10 protein-coding genes are annotated in these 15,364 nt (G+C 45.0%); 8 read left to right on the top strand and 2 right to left on the bottom strand.

Annotation, left to right across the window (positions count from 1 at the left end; genetic code table 11):
* Positions 1 to 379: 379 nt before the first annotated feature.
* The 7 genes from hppD to CPIN_RS37100 all read left to right on the top strand — a co-directional run bounded on the left by hppD (position 380) and on the right by CPIN_RS37100 (position 9,865).
* Complete coding sequence (gene hppD / locus CPIN_RS26835; RefSeq protein ID WP_012793017.1) at positions 380 to 1,516, top strand: 4-hydroxyphenylpyruvate dioxygenase; 1,137 nt, start codon at positions 380 to 382, stop codon at positions 1,514 to 1,516.
* Between the two features lie 598 nt (positions 1,517 to 2,114).
* Entirely contained in the window at positions 2,115 to 2,873 is a 759-nt protein-coding gene (locus tag CPIN_RS26825) for a L,D-transpeptidase family protein (protein ID WP_012793015.1), read from the top strand.
* Positions 2,874 to 3,032: 159 nt separating this feature from the next.
* Complete coding sequence (locus tag CPIN_RS26820; protein WP_012793014.1) at positions 3,033 to 3,608, top strand: gluconate 2-dehydrogenase subunit 3 family protein; 576 nt, start codon at positions 3,033 to 3,035, stop codon at positions 3,606 to 3,608.
* 53 nt (positions 3,609 to 3,661) lie between these two features.
* Complete coding sequence (locus CPIN_RS26815) at positions 3,662 to 5,359, top strand: GMC oxidoreductase (protein ID WP_012793013.1); 1,698 nt, start codon at positions 3,662 to 3,664, stop codon at positions 5,357 to 5,359.
* 78 nt (positions 5,360 to 5,437) lie between these two features.
* The gene (locus CPIN_RS26810) at positions 5,438 to 7,135 is read left to right on the top strand and encodes a GMC oxidoreductase (protein WP_012793012.1); all 1,698 of its coding nucleotides are present in this window, start codon (positions 5,438 to 5,440) and stop codon (positions 7,133 to 7,135) included.
* Between the two features lie 338 nt (positions 7,136 to 7,473).
* Entirely contained in the window at positions 7,474 to 8,874 is a 1,401-nt protein-coding gene (locus tag CPIN_RS26805; RefSeq protein WP_012793011.1) for a hypothetical protein, read from the top strand.
* Between the two features lie 34 nt (positions 8,875 to 8,908).
* A complete protein-coding gene (locus CPIN_RS37100; protein ID WP_012793010.1) occupies positions 8,909 to 9,865 on the top strand; it encodes a hypothetical protein in 957 nt (318 codons plus the stop codon).
* 285 nt (positions 9,866 to 10,150) lie between these two features.
* Here the strand turns inward: CPIN_RS37100 and CPIN_RS26795 are convergent, their stop codons facing one another.
* On the bottom strand, positions 10,151 to 10,756 hold the full coding sequence (locus CPIN_RS26795; protein ID WP_044222594.1) for a DUF1990 family protein: 606 nt from the start codon (positions 10,754 to 10,756) through the stop codon (positions 10,151 to 10,153).
* A gap of 698 nt (positions 10,757 to 11,454) precedes the next feature.
* Here CPIN_RS26795 and CPIN_RS26785 point away from each other — a divergent pair.
* On the top strand, positions 11,455 to 13,260 hold the full coding sequence (locus CPIN_RS26785; RefSeq protein ID WP_044219810.1) for a glycoside hydrolase family 35 protein: 1,806 nt from the start codon (positions 11,455 to 11,457) through the stop codon (positions 13,258 to 13,260).
* Positions 13,261 to 13,387: 127 nt separating this feature from the next.
* On the opposite strand, the gene CPIN_RS26780 is transcribed toward CPIN_RS26785, so the two are convergent.
* On the bottom strand, positions 13,388 to 15,334 hold the full coding sequence (locus CPIN_RS26780; RefSeq protein ID WP_012793007.1) for a glycoside hydrolase family 97 protein: 1,947 nt from the start codon (positions 15,332 to 15,334) through the stop codon (positions 13,388 to 13,390).
* Positions 15,335 to 15,364: the final 30 nt, after the last annotated feature.

The raw sequence follows: 15,364 nt of genomic DNA, 5'->3' as shown, positions 1-15,364 counted from the left end.
AGTGCTTTAGCCGTTATCAGCCCTGAATATTTATTTGGATTTCATATTCCGAAATACTAATATTGCATTAGCAACTAATTTATGCTTCACCTGCATACATACCATAAGATTTCCGATCAGCGTCACAGAAAGTACTATTTTCTGATGGCTACGCTGGCAATGGATTCCACTCGCTCCTGAGCGCAGGTATGATTACTGCCTTTACGGGCGTTTCTATTTTTATTTTCCGTTTCATTTAGTCGTTTTTCAGCGCCCATTTTAGTGGTTCTACCTGTCATTTATGCAATGCCATGAAGCATTGTTTTATCATACTATAACGTATAGTCAAAAACCATCGACTCATACACCAAAACTTTCTGTTTTCTAAAACCAATCCATCATGCATACAACTACAGATGCTGCCGTTTCGGCCGTTCCCGCTAACGCGCAGGACTTTTTACCATTGAATGGTACAGATTACGTCGAATTTTACGTGGGTAATGCCAAACAGGCTGCTCATTATTATAAAACCGCATTTGGCTTCCAGTCACTGGCTTATGCCGGTCCGGAAACAGGTGTAAAAGACCGTGCTTCTTACGTACTCGTACAGAATAAACTGCGTTTTGTACTGACCACGCCACTGAATCCTGACAATGAGATTGCACAGCATATACTGGAACACGGAGATGGTGTAAAAGTAATCGCACTGTGGGTGGATGATGCCCGTGCTGCATTCGAAGAGACCGTTAAAAGAGGTGCAAAACCATATCTGGAGCCTGTTACGGAAGAAGATGAATTTGGTGCTGTCGTACGCAGTGGTATCCATATCTATGGCGATACAGTACATCTGTTCGTTGAACGTAAGAACTATAACGGTCCGTTCCTGCCAGGTTATAAAGCATGGAATCCGGCTTATCAGCCAACGGATACCGGTCTGCAATATGTAGATCATTGCGTGGGTAATGTGGGCTGGAATGAAATGAATACCTGGGTAGATTTCTATGAGCAGGTGATGGGCTTCCGCAATTTGCTGTCCTTCGACGATAAAGACATTTCTACCGAGTATTCTGCCCTCATGAGTAAGGTCATGAGCAATGGCAACGGACGTGTGAAATTCCCGATCAATGAGCCGGCAGAAGGTAAAAAGAAATCCCAGATCGAAGAGTACCTGGATTTCTATCGTGGCGCAGGAGTACAGCACGTTGCGATCGCTACCAACAATATTATCCAGACAGTGACCGATCTGCAGAACAGAGGGGTTGAATTCCTGAAAGTACCGGAGTCTTACTATGCTACATTGCTGGACAGGGTAGGGCAGATCGATGAAGACCTGCTGCCGCTGAAACAGCTGGGTATCCTGGTTGACCGCGATGATGAAGGATATCTGTTGCAGATCTTTACAAAACCTGTACAGGATCGTCCGACAGTATTCTTTGAAATCATCCAGCGTAAAGGTGCTAAATCTTTCGGTAAAGGTAATTTCAAAGCGCTGTTTGAATCTATTGAAAGAGAACAGGCGCTGAGAGGCAACCTGTGATAAAAAATGCCCGCCTGGCCGGCGGGCTTTTTTATAATTAGGAATTAACAATTAGGAATTAAGAATTGGCCTGACAAATGGAAGTGCTTGTTTATAAATTTCCTGGTTTTTTTAATCTTAATTCTTAATTCTTAATTCTTAATTCTTAATTCTTAATTCTTAATTTTTTCCCCCTTACTCCTCTTAATTAGCGCCCCAATTCCCTAATCGGCCGTCCGTTTGCCACCAAATTCCTAATTCCCAATTCCTAATTCCTAATTTCCCCGCCTTCTCCCCCCTTCATGGTATTGGAAATGTTCAGGAATTTAAAATAATTTGCATAAGAGATCGTTTACTTATGAGAGTACAAACTTTGTTCGGAGTATTATTTTTGTTGGGAGGAATTTTTCAGATGATAACAGCTGTATTGATCTACCAGGGCCAGCGCCACTACATTTTGCGCTTTGCCAACCGTAAGGTAGGGATGATTATTTACGCGCTTTTTTCCCTGTTATTATTCTTTCTCGCATATTGGACTTTCAACATGCAACCGGTACAAAATGCTCCCGTAAGGTAGATTTCTGAAAATGTGAACTTGTAAAATTGTGTTAAAATATCTATGAAGCAGGTCGTTTTAGCAGTTTTAATGCTGCTGGGAATGGGAAAAGTGCAGGCCCAGCAGATGCAGCAGTCATTTCTGGATAACCAGAAGATGTTTCCGAAAGTAGGCACTGCCTACAGGGATAAGGAAGAGCAACTTAGGGAAGAGTTCCAGAAAAAGGGACTGGCCTACCCGGCTAAATACATTTTCATACGTTCCTTTAAGCTGGACAGTGAACTGGAAATCTGGGTAAAAAACAGTGTTGCCGATACTTTCCGTCTGTTTAAATCCTACCGCGTCTGTACCCTGTCAGGTAAAATGGGGCCAAAACGTAAGGAAGGAGACAGACAGGTACCGGAAGGATTTTACTATATCAATGATTTCAACCCGAATAGCAGCTATCATCTGTCGCTGGGTATCAACTATCCGAACTTTGCAGATAAGATCCTCAGTGACCCTAAAAAGCCGGGTGGCGAGATCTATATTCATGGTAGTTGTCTGACAATAGGCTGTATACCACTGACGGACGATATCATTGAGGAAGTGTATGTAATGGCAGTGAATGCAAAGAATTCCGGCCAGGATTTCATTCCTGTACACGTATTCCCGGTGAAGTTTGGCAATATACGCTCCATGGAATACCTGGGTAATTTCACCCTGAAAGACAATTCTTCCGAAAAATTCTGGGTGGACCTGAAATATGCTTACGACTATTTCGAAGCCCATCACAAGCTGCCGGTAGTACTGGTGGATGAAAAAGGGAAGTATATTATGTAGTTTTCTCAACAAAATGGATAGAAAGGGCGTTCACCGAAGAGGCGGACGCCCTTTCGTTTTCTTACATTTTGGGATTTTAACCTTCCATTTAATTATTTTTTTATGAAAAGTCATTTTTTTTTCGAAACTTAGGGCGAAAGGTCAAATCAATTTACTATTATGAATAGAAGAGAAGCCATCCGGAACGTTGCCCTTTTGTTGGGTAGCGCAATTTCCGCGTCCACGTTATCAGCCCTTGAGGGCTGTAACCCGAAAGGCCCTGATAATTATGCACTACAGGCGCCTGAGACCAAGAGTTTTTTGGCCGAAATAGCAGAGACGATCATCCCGGAAACAAGCACGCCAGGCGCTAAAGCCGCTAAGGTGGACGAGTTTATCGTTGTGATGCTGAATGATTGCTATAAGCCGGAAGACCAGAAAGTTGTCCTGGAAGGGCTGAAGAAGATCGATGAAGCTAGTCAGAAACAATTCAAGAAATCGTTTGTAGACCTGTCTGCGGAAGAGAAAACTACCTTGCTGACAGCTATTGATAAGGAGCGTGTTGATTACAATAAACGAGATAACAAGAAGGAAGGCGATCCTACCCATTATTTCCAGATCCTGAAAGAACTGACCCTGACCGGTTATTTCACTTCAGAACCGGGCGCAACCAAAGCGCTGCGTTACATAGCGGTACCTGGTAAATACGAAGGCTGCATCCCTTACACCAAAGGGGAAAAAGCATGGGCGGTATAAGTACGCCGGTGTGTAGAAAGAAATAAAGTCTCAACAACAAAACAAAGAATTCCATGAATCTGAATACGAAAGCTCAGGAGCAGAATACCTACGATGCGATTGTGGTAGGCTCCGGTGTTAGCGGTGGATGGGCTGCAAAAGAACTCACCGAAAAAGGTCTTAAAGTTTTAATGCTGGATAGGGGAAAGAAACTTGAACACGTTAAGGATTACGAAACTGCAACAAAAGATCCCTGGGAATTTAAACATCGTGGCCGTATAACAGTTGATCAGCGTGAAACGCATCCGAAACTAAGCCGCGATTATCCGTATAGTGAACATAACGAAAAATACTGGATCAACGACTCTCAGAGTCCATATAATGAAGTAAAGCGTTTTGACTGGTATCGTCCTGATATCGTGGGTGGTAAATCCATCATGTGGGGCCGTCAGTCTTATCGCTGGAGCGACCTTGATTTTGAAGCGAACCTGAAAGATGGTATTGCTGTTGACTGGCCGATCCGTTACAAAGACCTGGCTCCCTGGTATGACTATGTAGAGAAATTTGCAGGTATCAGTGGTCAGGCAGAAGGATTACCACAATTGCCGGATGGTCAGTTCATGCCTGCTATGGACATGAACTGTGTGGAGAAAGACCTGAAATCCAAAGTGGAAAAAGCGTTCCCTGATCGCAGAATCACCATGGGACGTGTCGCTAATATCACCAAGCCATTACCTGGCCGTACACAGTGTCAGTTCCGTAATCTGTGTAGCCGTGGTTGTCCGTTTGGCGCTTATTTCAGTACGCAGTCATCCACGCTGCCGGCTGCAATGGCGACAGGCAATCTGACGCTCAGACCGGACAGCATCGTTAACTCCGTGATTTATGACGAAAAACTGGGTAAAGCGACCGGTGTAAAGGTGATTGACAAGCATACCAAGCAGATGACCGAATACTACGCGAAAGTGATCTTTGTAAATGGTTCTACGTTAGGTACCACCTTCGTACTGATGAACTCTATTTCCAACCGTTTCCAGAATGGTCTGGGTAATGATAGTGGCGTATTGGGTAAATACCTGATGGACCACCACTTCCGTACAGGTGCTTCTGGTCGTGCAGAAGGATTTGATGATAAATACTTCTTTGGTCGCCGTGCAAACGGTATCTATATCCCTCGTTACAGAAATATCGGTAGCGATAAACGTGATTATCTCCGTGGTTTCGGTTACCAGGGGGGCGCAAGCCGTGGCAGCTGGGCACGCGGTATCGCTGAAATGGGTGTTGGTAAAGACTTTAAAGATATGCTGTCAGAACCAGGTAGCTGGAGCATGGGGCTGGGTGGTTTCGGTGAATGTCTGCCTTATGAAGATAATAAGGTGACGCTGGACAACTCTGTGAAAGATGACTGGGGACAGCCCGTCCTGAAGTTCGACGCTGAATTTAAAGAGAATGAAATGAAGATGCGTAAGGATATGATGAACGATGCGGCAGAAATGCTGGAAGCATCCGGATTCAAAGATATCAAGACGTACGACAATGGTTCATATCCTGGTATGGCGATTCATGAAATGGGTACCGCACGTATGGGACGTGATCCTAAGACTTCCATCCTCAACAGCTGGAACCAGATGCACGCTGTGAAGAATGTATTTGTGACTGATGGTGCGTCTATGACTTCCGCAGCTTGTGTTAACCCGTCACTGACTTACATGGCGATGACGGCAAGGGCGGTAGATTATGCGGTGAAGGAAATGAAGAAAGGAAATATTTAATCAGATATAGATCAGGGAATTGAGGGACCGCTAATAACAGATTGGCGGTCTGTCATTCCCTGATTTAATTTTTATGCTATGCATCTCAACATTAGAGCGGAGAAAGAAAACACCTATGACGCCATTGTAGTTGGTTCGGGCATCAGTGGTGGTTGGGCGGCCAAAGAGTTATGCGAAAAAGGGCTGAAAACCCTGGTATTAGAGCGTGGTCGTAACGTAGAACATATCAAGGACTATACGACGGCGATGAAAGCGCCGTGGGAGTTTCCTCACCGTTTATCAGGCACACTTGAACAAAAGGAAAATTATCCGATACAGAGTCAGTGTTATGCCTTTGATGAATCTTCCCAGCAATACTGGGTAAATGACAAAGAAAATCCATACAATCAGGTAAAGCCATTCAACTGGCTGCGCGGATATCACGTAGGTGGGCGTTCCCTGATGTGGGGCCGTCAGGTGTACCGTTGGAGCGACATAGACTTCGGAGCCAATGCAAAAGATGGTTTCGGGGTTGACTGGCCTATCCGTTATAAAGATATTGAGTCCTGGTATGATTACGTGGAAACGTATATCGGCATCAGTGGTCAGGCAGAAGGATTGCCGCAATTGCCCGATGGTAAATTCATGAAGGCGATGGAAATGAACTGTCTGGAGAAACATGTGGCTGCAAGGATTAAAGAACGTTATGATGATCGTATCATGACGATCGGCCGTGTGGCACACGTAACAGAGAAACACAACGACAGGGGCCCTTGTCAGTACCGTAATCTTTGTCACCGTGGATGTCCTTTTACCGGATATTTCAGCAGTAACGGCGTTACCTTGCCGGCTGCAGCTAAAACAGGTAATATGACCCTACGTCCTGACTCCATTGTGCTGGAGGTGATCTATGATGATCAGAAGGGCAAGGCGACCGGTGTAAAGATCCTGGATGCACACACGATGCAGACAGTGGAATACTATGCAGATATTATCTTCCTGAATGCGTCTACTTTGGGTACAGCTTCCATTCTCCTGAACTCTGTTTCTAACCGTTTCCCGAATGGTTTTGGTAATGACAGCGAACAGGTAGGACACAACCTGATGGACCACCACTATGGCGTTGGCGCCGGTGGAGAGTTTGAGGGTTTCCAGGATCAGTACTACAGCAGCGGACGCAGACCTAACGGTATTTACATTCCGCGTTTCCGTAATATCAGTACGGCAACGACACAAAAAGACTATGTACGTGGTTTTGGCTATCAGGGCGGTGGAGAACGTGGTCGTGGGGTGTCATTTGACGGCGTAGGCGCATCGCTGAAAGAATCTTTGTCTGAACCAGGGAACTGGAGTTTTGGCATCGGTTCATGGGGCGAGCATTTACCTTATTATGAGAATAAAGTAACCCTGAATAAGGATAAGAAAGATAAGTACGGTCTGCCGACATTGGATATCGACTGCGAATTTAAAGAGAATGAGCTGGCGATGCGTAAGGATATGGCGGCAAGTGCGAAGGAAATGCTGGAAGCGGCCGGTCTGAAAAATGTTGGTACGTATGACAGTATGCCGCCTCCGGGACATTGTATTCATGAAATGGGGACGGCCCGTATGGGACGGGATCCGAAGACTTCCGTACTGAATGGCTGGAACCAGGTACACGCCGCTAAGAACGTATTTATTACGGATGGTGCGTGTATGACTTCTTCCGCCTGTCAGAATCCTTCTATAACCTACATGGCGCTGACGGCAAGAGCCTGCGACTATGCGGTGAAGGAACTGAAGAAAGGCAATCTGTAGTTTGTTGAGATTGAAATATAAAGCCTGCCGCATGTATGCTGGCGGGCTTTTTTGTTTTTGGAGCTGTCTGTATATGAATTTGGTAAATTGATGGTATTTTTTGTTCACTCCGCAGATACAGTGCGTGAGGTTTTGATTTCTTTGTAGAACTTGGTATTCAGAATTATATGAAAAAATGTAGTTAACGCCGTGTGTATGTTTTTATTAACTTTGTTCGAGTAAAAAATCAGATGTTGCCCTATACCTATCAGGCCACTCTTATTTGTTCGTGAATCATTAATTAAGTAAGATCTTAACCTATATATATGAATAGTGGGATTATTATAAGTTTTCTTATAATGAGTCTGCATGGCCCTATTACCGTAACCCAGCCAAATCCATTGGTTGTAGCCGCAGATAGTAGTATGCAGAAGGCAGAACAATTGCCTGGGAAATACTTATCAGAAGTCAAAAAGAAGTCGGATCGTGTTGAGCAGCAGGTAAATAAGCGTGCTGACAAGGCATTGAGTCGTCTATTGAAGCAGGAGAAGAAAATGAAAGCCCGCTTATGGAAAGTTGACTCAGTGGCGGCTAAGAACATTTTTACCCGATCGATAGACAGTATGGGCAGCCTGAAATCAGGGCTGAAGGGTAAAGTCATGAGTAAGTTGCCCATGGGAAACAGTTACCTGGACAGTCTGGGAGGATCGTTGAAATTCCTGGAAGGAAAAGGTGAATTGTTAGGCGCTTCAAAAAAGAAATTGTCCGGCGTGACGGGCAGTATCGAATCGCTGCAGGGTAAACTGCAACAGGCTGACCAGATCAAGGCTTATATCCGTGAGCACAAAAAGGAGTTGAAGGAACAGTTGTCGAAGTACACCGGCTTCTCTAAAGATCTGCAGAAGATCAACAAAGAGGCTTATTACTATGGCGCGCAGGTAAATGAGTACAAAGCGGTGCTGAAGGATAAAAAGAAAGCCGAGGCCAAGGCGATGGAGGTATTGAAGAAAATGCCGGCGTACAATGATTTCCTGCGAAAAAATTCTCAGATAGCGAGTTTGTTTAACCTGGGCGCCGCCGGCAACAATGCAGCGCAGAGCCTGGAAGGTTTGCAGACGCGTTCACAGGTGGAACAGATGATTCAGCAGCGGTTAGGGAGTGATCCTGCAGCCCGGCAGGCCGTTGGTCAGCAAATGGACCAGGCAAGAAGTCAGCTAAATGAACTGAAAGAGAAGTTCCCTGACCTGGATAATGCCGGCGATATGCCTGATTTTAAACCCAATCCTATGAAAACTAAAAGTTTTCTGCAACGATTAGAGTTTGGAGGCAATATCCAGTTCCAGAAATCCACCCGTTATTTTCCGACCACATCAGATATCGCTGCACAGGTGGGATATAAATTTCATAAAAACGGTACCGCCGGTATTGGCGCTTCTTACAAACTGGGATTGGGTACGGGATGGAATAACATCGCGATCAGTCACCAGGGCGTCGGTTTACGATCTTTCGTAGACTGGAAGCTGAAAGGTACCTTCTTTGTGAATGGAGGCTTTGAGCAGAATTATGTATCTACCATCACACATGCGAGTCAGTTAACTGACTGGAGTGGCTGGCAGGGGAGTGCGTTGCTGGGTGTGAGTAAGAAATACAAAGTAAGCGCGAAGCTGAAAGGGAATATTATGTTGTTATATGATTTCCTGGCAAAACGAAATACGCCATCAACAAGCCCTATAAAACTAAGATTAGGCTATACATTTTAAGGTTGACCTATACCATACCATAAATATAAAACAAATGAAAAGAATATTAACCGTTGTAAAAATTGTCATTGCGTTCGTAGCATTGTTCAGCGTTAACCCTTTGAAAGCCCAGCAGGATACCGGTTCCTTTAAAGTAAAAGGGGAATCCAGTAAATTTTATGTAGTAAGATTTAAAGATGCCGCGCTCTGGCAACATGAAGCCGCTGAATTGATACTTAGCAGGATTAACATTCATGAAGACAGTGCCTGGAGCGGTAGTCTTGTGGCCAAATTCAGATTTCGTATTGACGCCTGGGCCAATGGTCCGTCATTCATAGATGCAGATATCAAACAAAAGAGTCCTTATAAGAACACATTCATTGCTGCATGGCGGGATGGAACCTTTGATAATGCCTCAGGTCAGATCATCATCTGGCTTCGTGGTAACACGACCTATCATTATAAGGCGCCTTTCTCTGTAGGTCCGATTTCAATACATGATGGTGTGTCAAATCCAGTAGACTATAAGCCCGGCGCAACGACCTATACCTTCAAAACGGCGGTGGATGCTAACGTGAATACGAACGGTATGACCTATGCCGGTCATGCAAATTTCAATGGCACAGGTTCGAATTATTTTGCGGGAAGCGTGGGCATTGGTGTTATTAATAAATCAGCAACGTATAAACTGGCTGTAGATGGTACCATCGGCGCAAGGAAAATAAAAGTGACGCAGGAAACCTGGGCTGACTTTGTATTTGATAAAGATTATGAGTTGCCGTCTTTACAGGAGTTGAATGCTTATATAAAAGAACATAAGCATTTACCTGGTGTTCCTTCCACAGAAGAGGTTACTAAAAAGGACCTGGACCTGGGTGAGATGAATAAGATCCTGTTGCAGAAAATAGAGGAACTGACGCTGCATCTGATAGAGCAGGATAAGCAGAACCAGGAGCAGAAGCAGCAGATAGAATTGCTGAATAAGAAGCTGGATGCGATGCAGGCTAAATAGACTGTTGTCAAAAGAATAGAATGTAATTGTATTAAGCTAAAGATGATAGCAAGAAAATATCATTCGCATTACCGGCGGGCAGTTTTAACTGGTCCGCTGGTAATGGCGAAGGATCAAAATCAACCTCAGTCTCCGTCGCCAATATAATACCCCTACCACCAAATGAAGATCAAATAACGATTTTACTGAATTATCATGCTTCAGGTATTGTCGTCCAGCATGGTAACCTGTATTTATTTCCCAGTGATTGGGGGGATAAGCAAACGGATGATAAATCTTATAGCATCATCGATGCCATTCAGTAGGCAATAAGGAGGGTAATTTACGTTCAATATTCCCCTTCACATGCGCCAGCGCACTTCTGGTACAAAACGTCTGATAAGGTATCGAAAACACCGGACTTAAAATACGAGCCATCATATTCCCAGGTATCGAATAAGTATGAATTTTGAAGATCAGTTGTTGCTGATCTCCCTGCTCAACAGTAAAAGTAGAAATTCCCTTCTCAACATGACCTTTCAAGGTCTCATAACTAAACCCTTTTTTACCCTGCTGATCTATGATTTCACTCACCCGTACACCAAAGATTATTTTCTGGGAAAAAGACTTTACAGGAGGGACATAAACCTGTTGGACAATAGTATCGCCCACCTGCATACTTCTGTTTTCCTCTTTCCATTGTGTGTAGTGATGCATAATATGCCCCGGGAAGATATCATAATCAAACAGGGTATTTACGTTAATGTCTTCAATAGACTTGCGTGTATTTAATTCGACAAAGCTTATTTTCTCTATCAGCTGGTCTTTGTTATAAGGCATTACCTTTTCACCCTTTAAAAAGCGAAGATGCTGGGGGAAGTTTTTAGCCTGGTCTATCAAGTATAGTTTCATTTCAAATAGGTCTGTTGCTGAATGTGGCAGCTGAGCGTTTAACGCGACGTAAACATTTTCTCTTCTACAAGATACATGCATTGCGTCATTTATGGAAAAACATCCCTGGTGCATCTATTGGTAGAAATAAAACAGATCAAATCAATTTTCCTTACCATACTATGTTGCGTCGCCTTACAACGTCTTTGTGCCCAGATCATTCCGGCTACCAGCGATAGCAGCGTAGTTGTCTGCATTTTTGATCCTGTTAGCTTTGACCGTTCAGCTCAACGATGTGGTAATCTCACTACCGGATAATCTTAATGATAGTAATATAGACAAACTGCTGGTGAAACTCTTCATCAACAAAGCCGCGCGGATCGATCATTTTAAGGTCATAAGAGTGCTCGTTGGACAGGATAAAAAAACATTGATAATCTGGGTAAATTGCCTGAAGACGGACAAACCCGCAGATACTATCCCTTTGTCCGCGAGTTGCTGAAAAAGAAACTACGCATAAAAAAGCTCTCCGAACCAACTGAGCGATACACCGTCATGTTCCTGCCCATCAAAATAACATACCCATCTGATCAGAAGTAGTTCCGCAGTCTGACAATAGATAATACTATTTTCCCTCATCCCCCCATAATATTCCCAACCCTTACCAATTCCGGCCTGTTTTGACTATTTTCCCCTTTCACTCAAGTTTTACAGGCTCAATGAAAAAGGTTCTATTTATCAGCGCAATGGCTTTGCTAAGTTGTATGGGCAGTGTGAACGCGCAGTCGAAACACACCTTCGCCCTTTCTAAAAAAGACTTTTTACTCGACAGCAAACCCTATCAGATCATCAGTGGCGAAATGCACCCTGCACGTATCCCGAAAGAATACTGGCGTCATCGCATCCAGATGGCCAAAGCCATGGGATGTAATACCATCGCTGCTTATGTGTTCTGGAACTATCATGAACAGGAAGAAGGCAAATTCGACTTCACCTCTGAAAACAGGGACATCGTTGCCTTTATCAAAATGGTACAGGAAGAAGGGATGTGGGTAATGCTACGTCCTGGTCCTTATGTATGTGCCGAATGGGAATTCGGCGGATTACCGCCTTATCTGCTGAGAATACCGGATATCAAAGTGCGTTGTATGGATCCAAGATATATCGCGGCAACGGAAAGATATATCAAAGCCTTGTCTGAAGAGGTAAAACCGTTACAAATCACTAACGGAGGACCGATCGTGATGGTGCAGGTAGAGAATGAATATGGCAGCTTCGGTAACGACAGAGAATACATGCTTAAAGTAAAAGACATGTGGGTACAGAATGGTATCAATGTGCCTTTCTACACAGCCGACGGACCAGTATCTGCACTGCTGGAAGCAGGATCAGTACCAGGGGCTGCTATCGGACTGGACTCCGGCAGCTCTGAAGGTGATTTTGCCGCTGCAGAAAAACAGAATCCGGATGTACCCTCTTTCAGCAGTGAGTCTTATCCAGGCTGGTTAACACACTGGGGAGAGAAATGGGCGCGTCCTGATAAAGCAGGTATTGTGAAGGAAGTAAAGTTCCTGATGGATACCAAACGCTCCTTCAACCTTTACGTGATCCACGGAGGCACCAATTTCGGCTTCACCGCTGGCGCGAATTCCGGTGGTAAGGGGTATGAGCCGGACCTGACGTCTTATGACTACGATGCGCCTATAAATGAGCAGGGAGACACTACGGCGAAGTATAATGCACTGCGTGACCTTATTGGCTCTTATAGTAAGAAAAAACTGCCGGCTATTCCGAAGGCCATTCCAACCATCACCATCCCTGACATACCACTGAAACCATTCACCAGCGTATGGGAGAATCTGCCTGCTGCGGTGAAGTCTGTACAACCGAAGACCTTCGAAGCCTACGGACAGGACTATGGTTACATGGTATACAAAACAGTGCTGGTAGGACATAAAAGCGGGAAACTGGATATCCTGGAACTGCACGACTATGCCACTGTATTCCTCAATGGTAAATACGTAGGTAAGATTGACCGCAGACTCGGAGAACATAGTATAGAACTGCCTAAATCAGACGTAAAAGACCCGGTACTGGAAATATTTGTTGAAGGTATGGGCCGTATCAACTTCGCACAGGCACTGATAGACCGTAAAGGTATCACTGACCGTGTAACGCTGAATGGGATGACCCTGATGAACTGGGAAGTATACGGTCTGCCAATGAAGAGCGATTTCGTTCAAAACCTGCCTGCGTCTAAAACCGGACAGGTAAAAGAAGGCGAATTCTTCAAAGGTACCTTCACGCTGACTACTACCGGCGACACTTACCTCGACATGACCAACTTCAAAAAAGGGATGGTATGGGTAAATGGTCATAACCTGGGTCGCTACTGGGAGATTGGGCCGCAGAAACGTTTATACTGCCCTGCACCATGGCTGAAGAAAGGAGAGAATGTGATCGTGGTGTTAGATCAGCATCAGCTGGAAGCAGCTACTATCAGAGGAGAAAAGAAACTTGACTAAATAAAAAGAGAGCCTGTGTCTACTTGATGCAGGCTCTCTTTATTCGCACCTGATAAAATCAGGTAGTTATTTAAGCAATTCTAAGGAGGGTTATTTATTTCAATACTTCCTCTTTCTATTGCTAATATTATTGTTTGCGGATCCTGGCTACATACCCACCGCCTTTTGTCATTTTGATCGTGAGTTTCGAGTGACTGTCAGTCGTACCCGACTCGCGTTTACAATCCTTCGCATTTCTGTCAGCATTAATACCATCTTTCCAGCTGTCTATTTTGAAGCTGCCTTCACCCAGGAAAGAAAGATCCAATGTCAGTTCCCTTGGCGTCCAGTTGGTCATCGCACCGATATACCAGTCGCCGTTTGGCGCTTGTCTGGCAATCGCTACATATTCACCCACTTTTGCCTGTAAAGGAATGGTCTGCTGCCAAACAGTAGGGACTGTCTGCAGGAAATCCATGGCCACGGGTTCATGGTAATAGTGCGTCGGCAGGTCGCAGAGCATCTGTAGCGGACTTTCATACACCACATACATCGCCAGCTGATTAGAACGGGTGCCTAATGTCAGTGGTTCTGCAGGAATAGCAGACCAGCTGTCGCGCTGTACGTTCTGCATACCGCCGGGTGTGAAGTCCATCGGACCAGCAGCCATACGGATGAACGGAATAGTCGTAGTATGAGAAGGGGTGATCCAGTCTTCAAACTTACTGATCTCATTTCCTAAAACACCTTCAGACGTCAGTACGTTAGGGTAGGTGCGTAGCCAGCCGGTCGGCTTGTAGGCGCCATGGAAATCGACCATCAGCTGACGCGCAGCGGCAGCTTTAGAGACTTTTTCATAGTAATTGACCATATCCTGATCATCCCGCTGCATAAAGTCAACTTTGATGCCTTTAACACCCCATTCTCTGAACTTATCCAGGGCCATGTCCAGTTGTTTATCAAGAACCAGCCAGCTGCTCCAGAGCAGGATATTGACATTTTTTGCTTTAGCATAGTCTACCAGCTCTTTTACATCAATACCTGGCGTCAGTTTCATCAGATCGCGGGTATCACACCAGCCTTCGTCCAGCAGCACATACTCAATACCATATTTAGCGGCAAAGTCGATATAGTATTTGTACGTTTCATTGTTGATGCCGGCACGAAAATCAACGTCATAAATGTTGTTGTAATGCCACCAGTCCCACTGTACTTTACCGGGTTTTACCCAACTGTAATCACCTGTCGCAGGAGGGGCTAACTGGTATACCAGCTGATTGCTCAGCAGGTCGCCATCCTGACGGGCAATCATCACCAGTCTCCAGGGAAAAGATTGTGGTCCCTGAATATTGGCGATATAGTTCTCGCGGGCAGTAACCTGTTCATCACGGTCGCTGGTCACCTTTTTCTCTTTGGGATAGTAGGGGAATACCGCCTTTAATTTGCCAGCACCCTGGCCACGCAGCCACATACCGGCATAGTTGAACAGACCGGACTCGGTCAGCAGCAGTTTGGTTCCTTTTACTTCGAATAAAGCCGGCAGACTGGCCAGCTGTTTTTCCCCTATACTGTCCAGTTTATATTGAATGTATTTACGTTCATTATGAGAGAACATAGCGTCCTCCTGTGGGTACCATGCCTTGCCCTCCTTGTCCAGACTGAAACCTGCCTGCTCGTCCAGCACCTTGTATGGCTTTTTGCTGGTCGTCAGCCAATGCCAGGCGATACCATTATCATACGCTCTCCATTCAAGTGCGAGTCCGTTGCTGAAATCCAGGTGCAACTCATTGTACCTGTCAGCGATTGTTTTGGTTTTCTGCATAATGACAGGCGTCAGTACGCCGTCATGCGCCCCCGTTTTGGCTTTACTGACTTTCCATGCGTTTCCTTTGTCCGCATCGGTTTTAAACGATACGACAGACGGGGAGATCAGTTCCTTGTTATCCTGAGAGAGACTGTAGGTAATATCGGCGCCTACCTGGATGGTCAACGTGACCGTTTTATCGGGTGATACTACTGTATATCGCTGTTGAGCGTGGATGCCGGAAAGGCAGAAAAGGAAAATTCCTGTTACAGACAGGCCTTTGTACTTCATTATCAGTGGAAATTTAGTGCTGTTTTGTTG

Origin of the sequence: Chitinophaga pinensis DSM 2588 (assembly GCF_000024005.1) — a bacterium.
Lineage (GTDB): Bacteria > Bacteroidota > Bacteroidia > Chitinophagales > Chitinophagaceae > Chitinophaga > Chitinophaga pinensis.
Note: the sequence above shows the minus strand (reverse complement) of the source record. Positions and strands in the feature narration are given on the sequence as shown.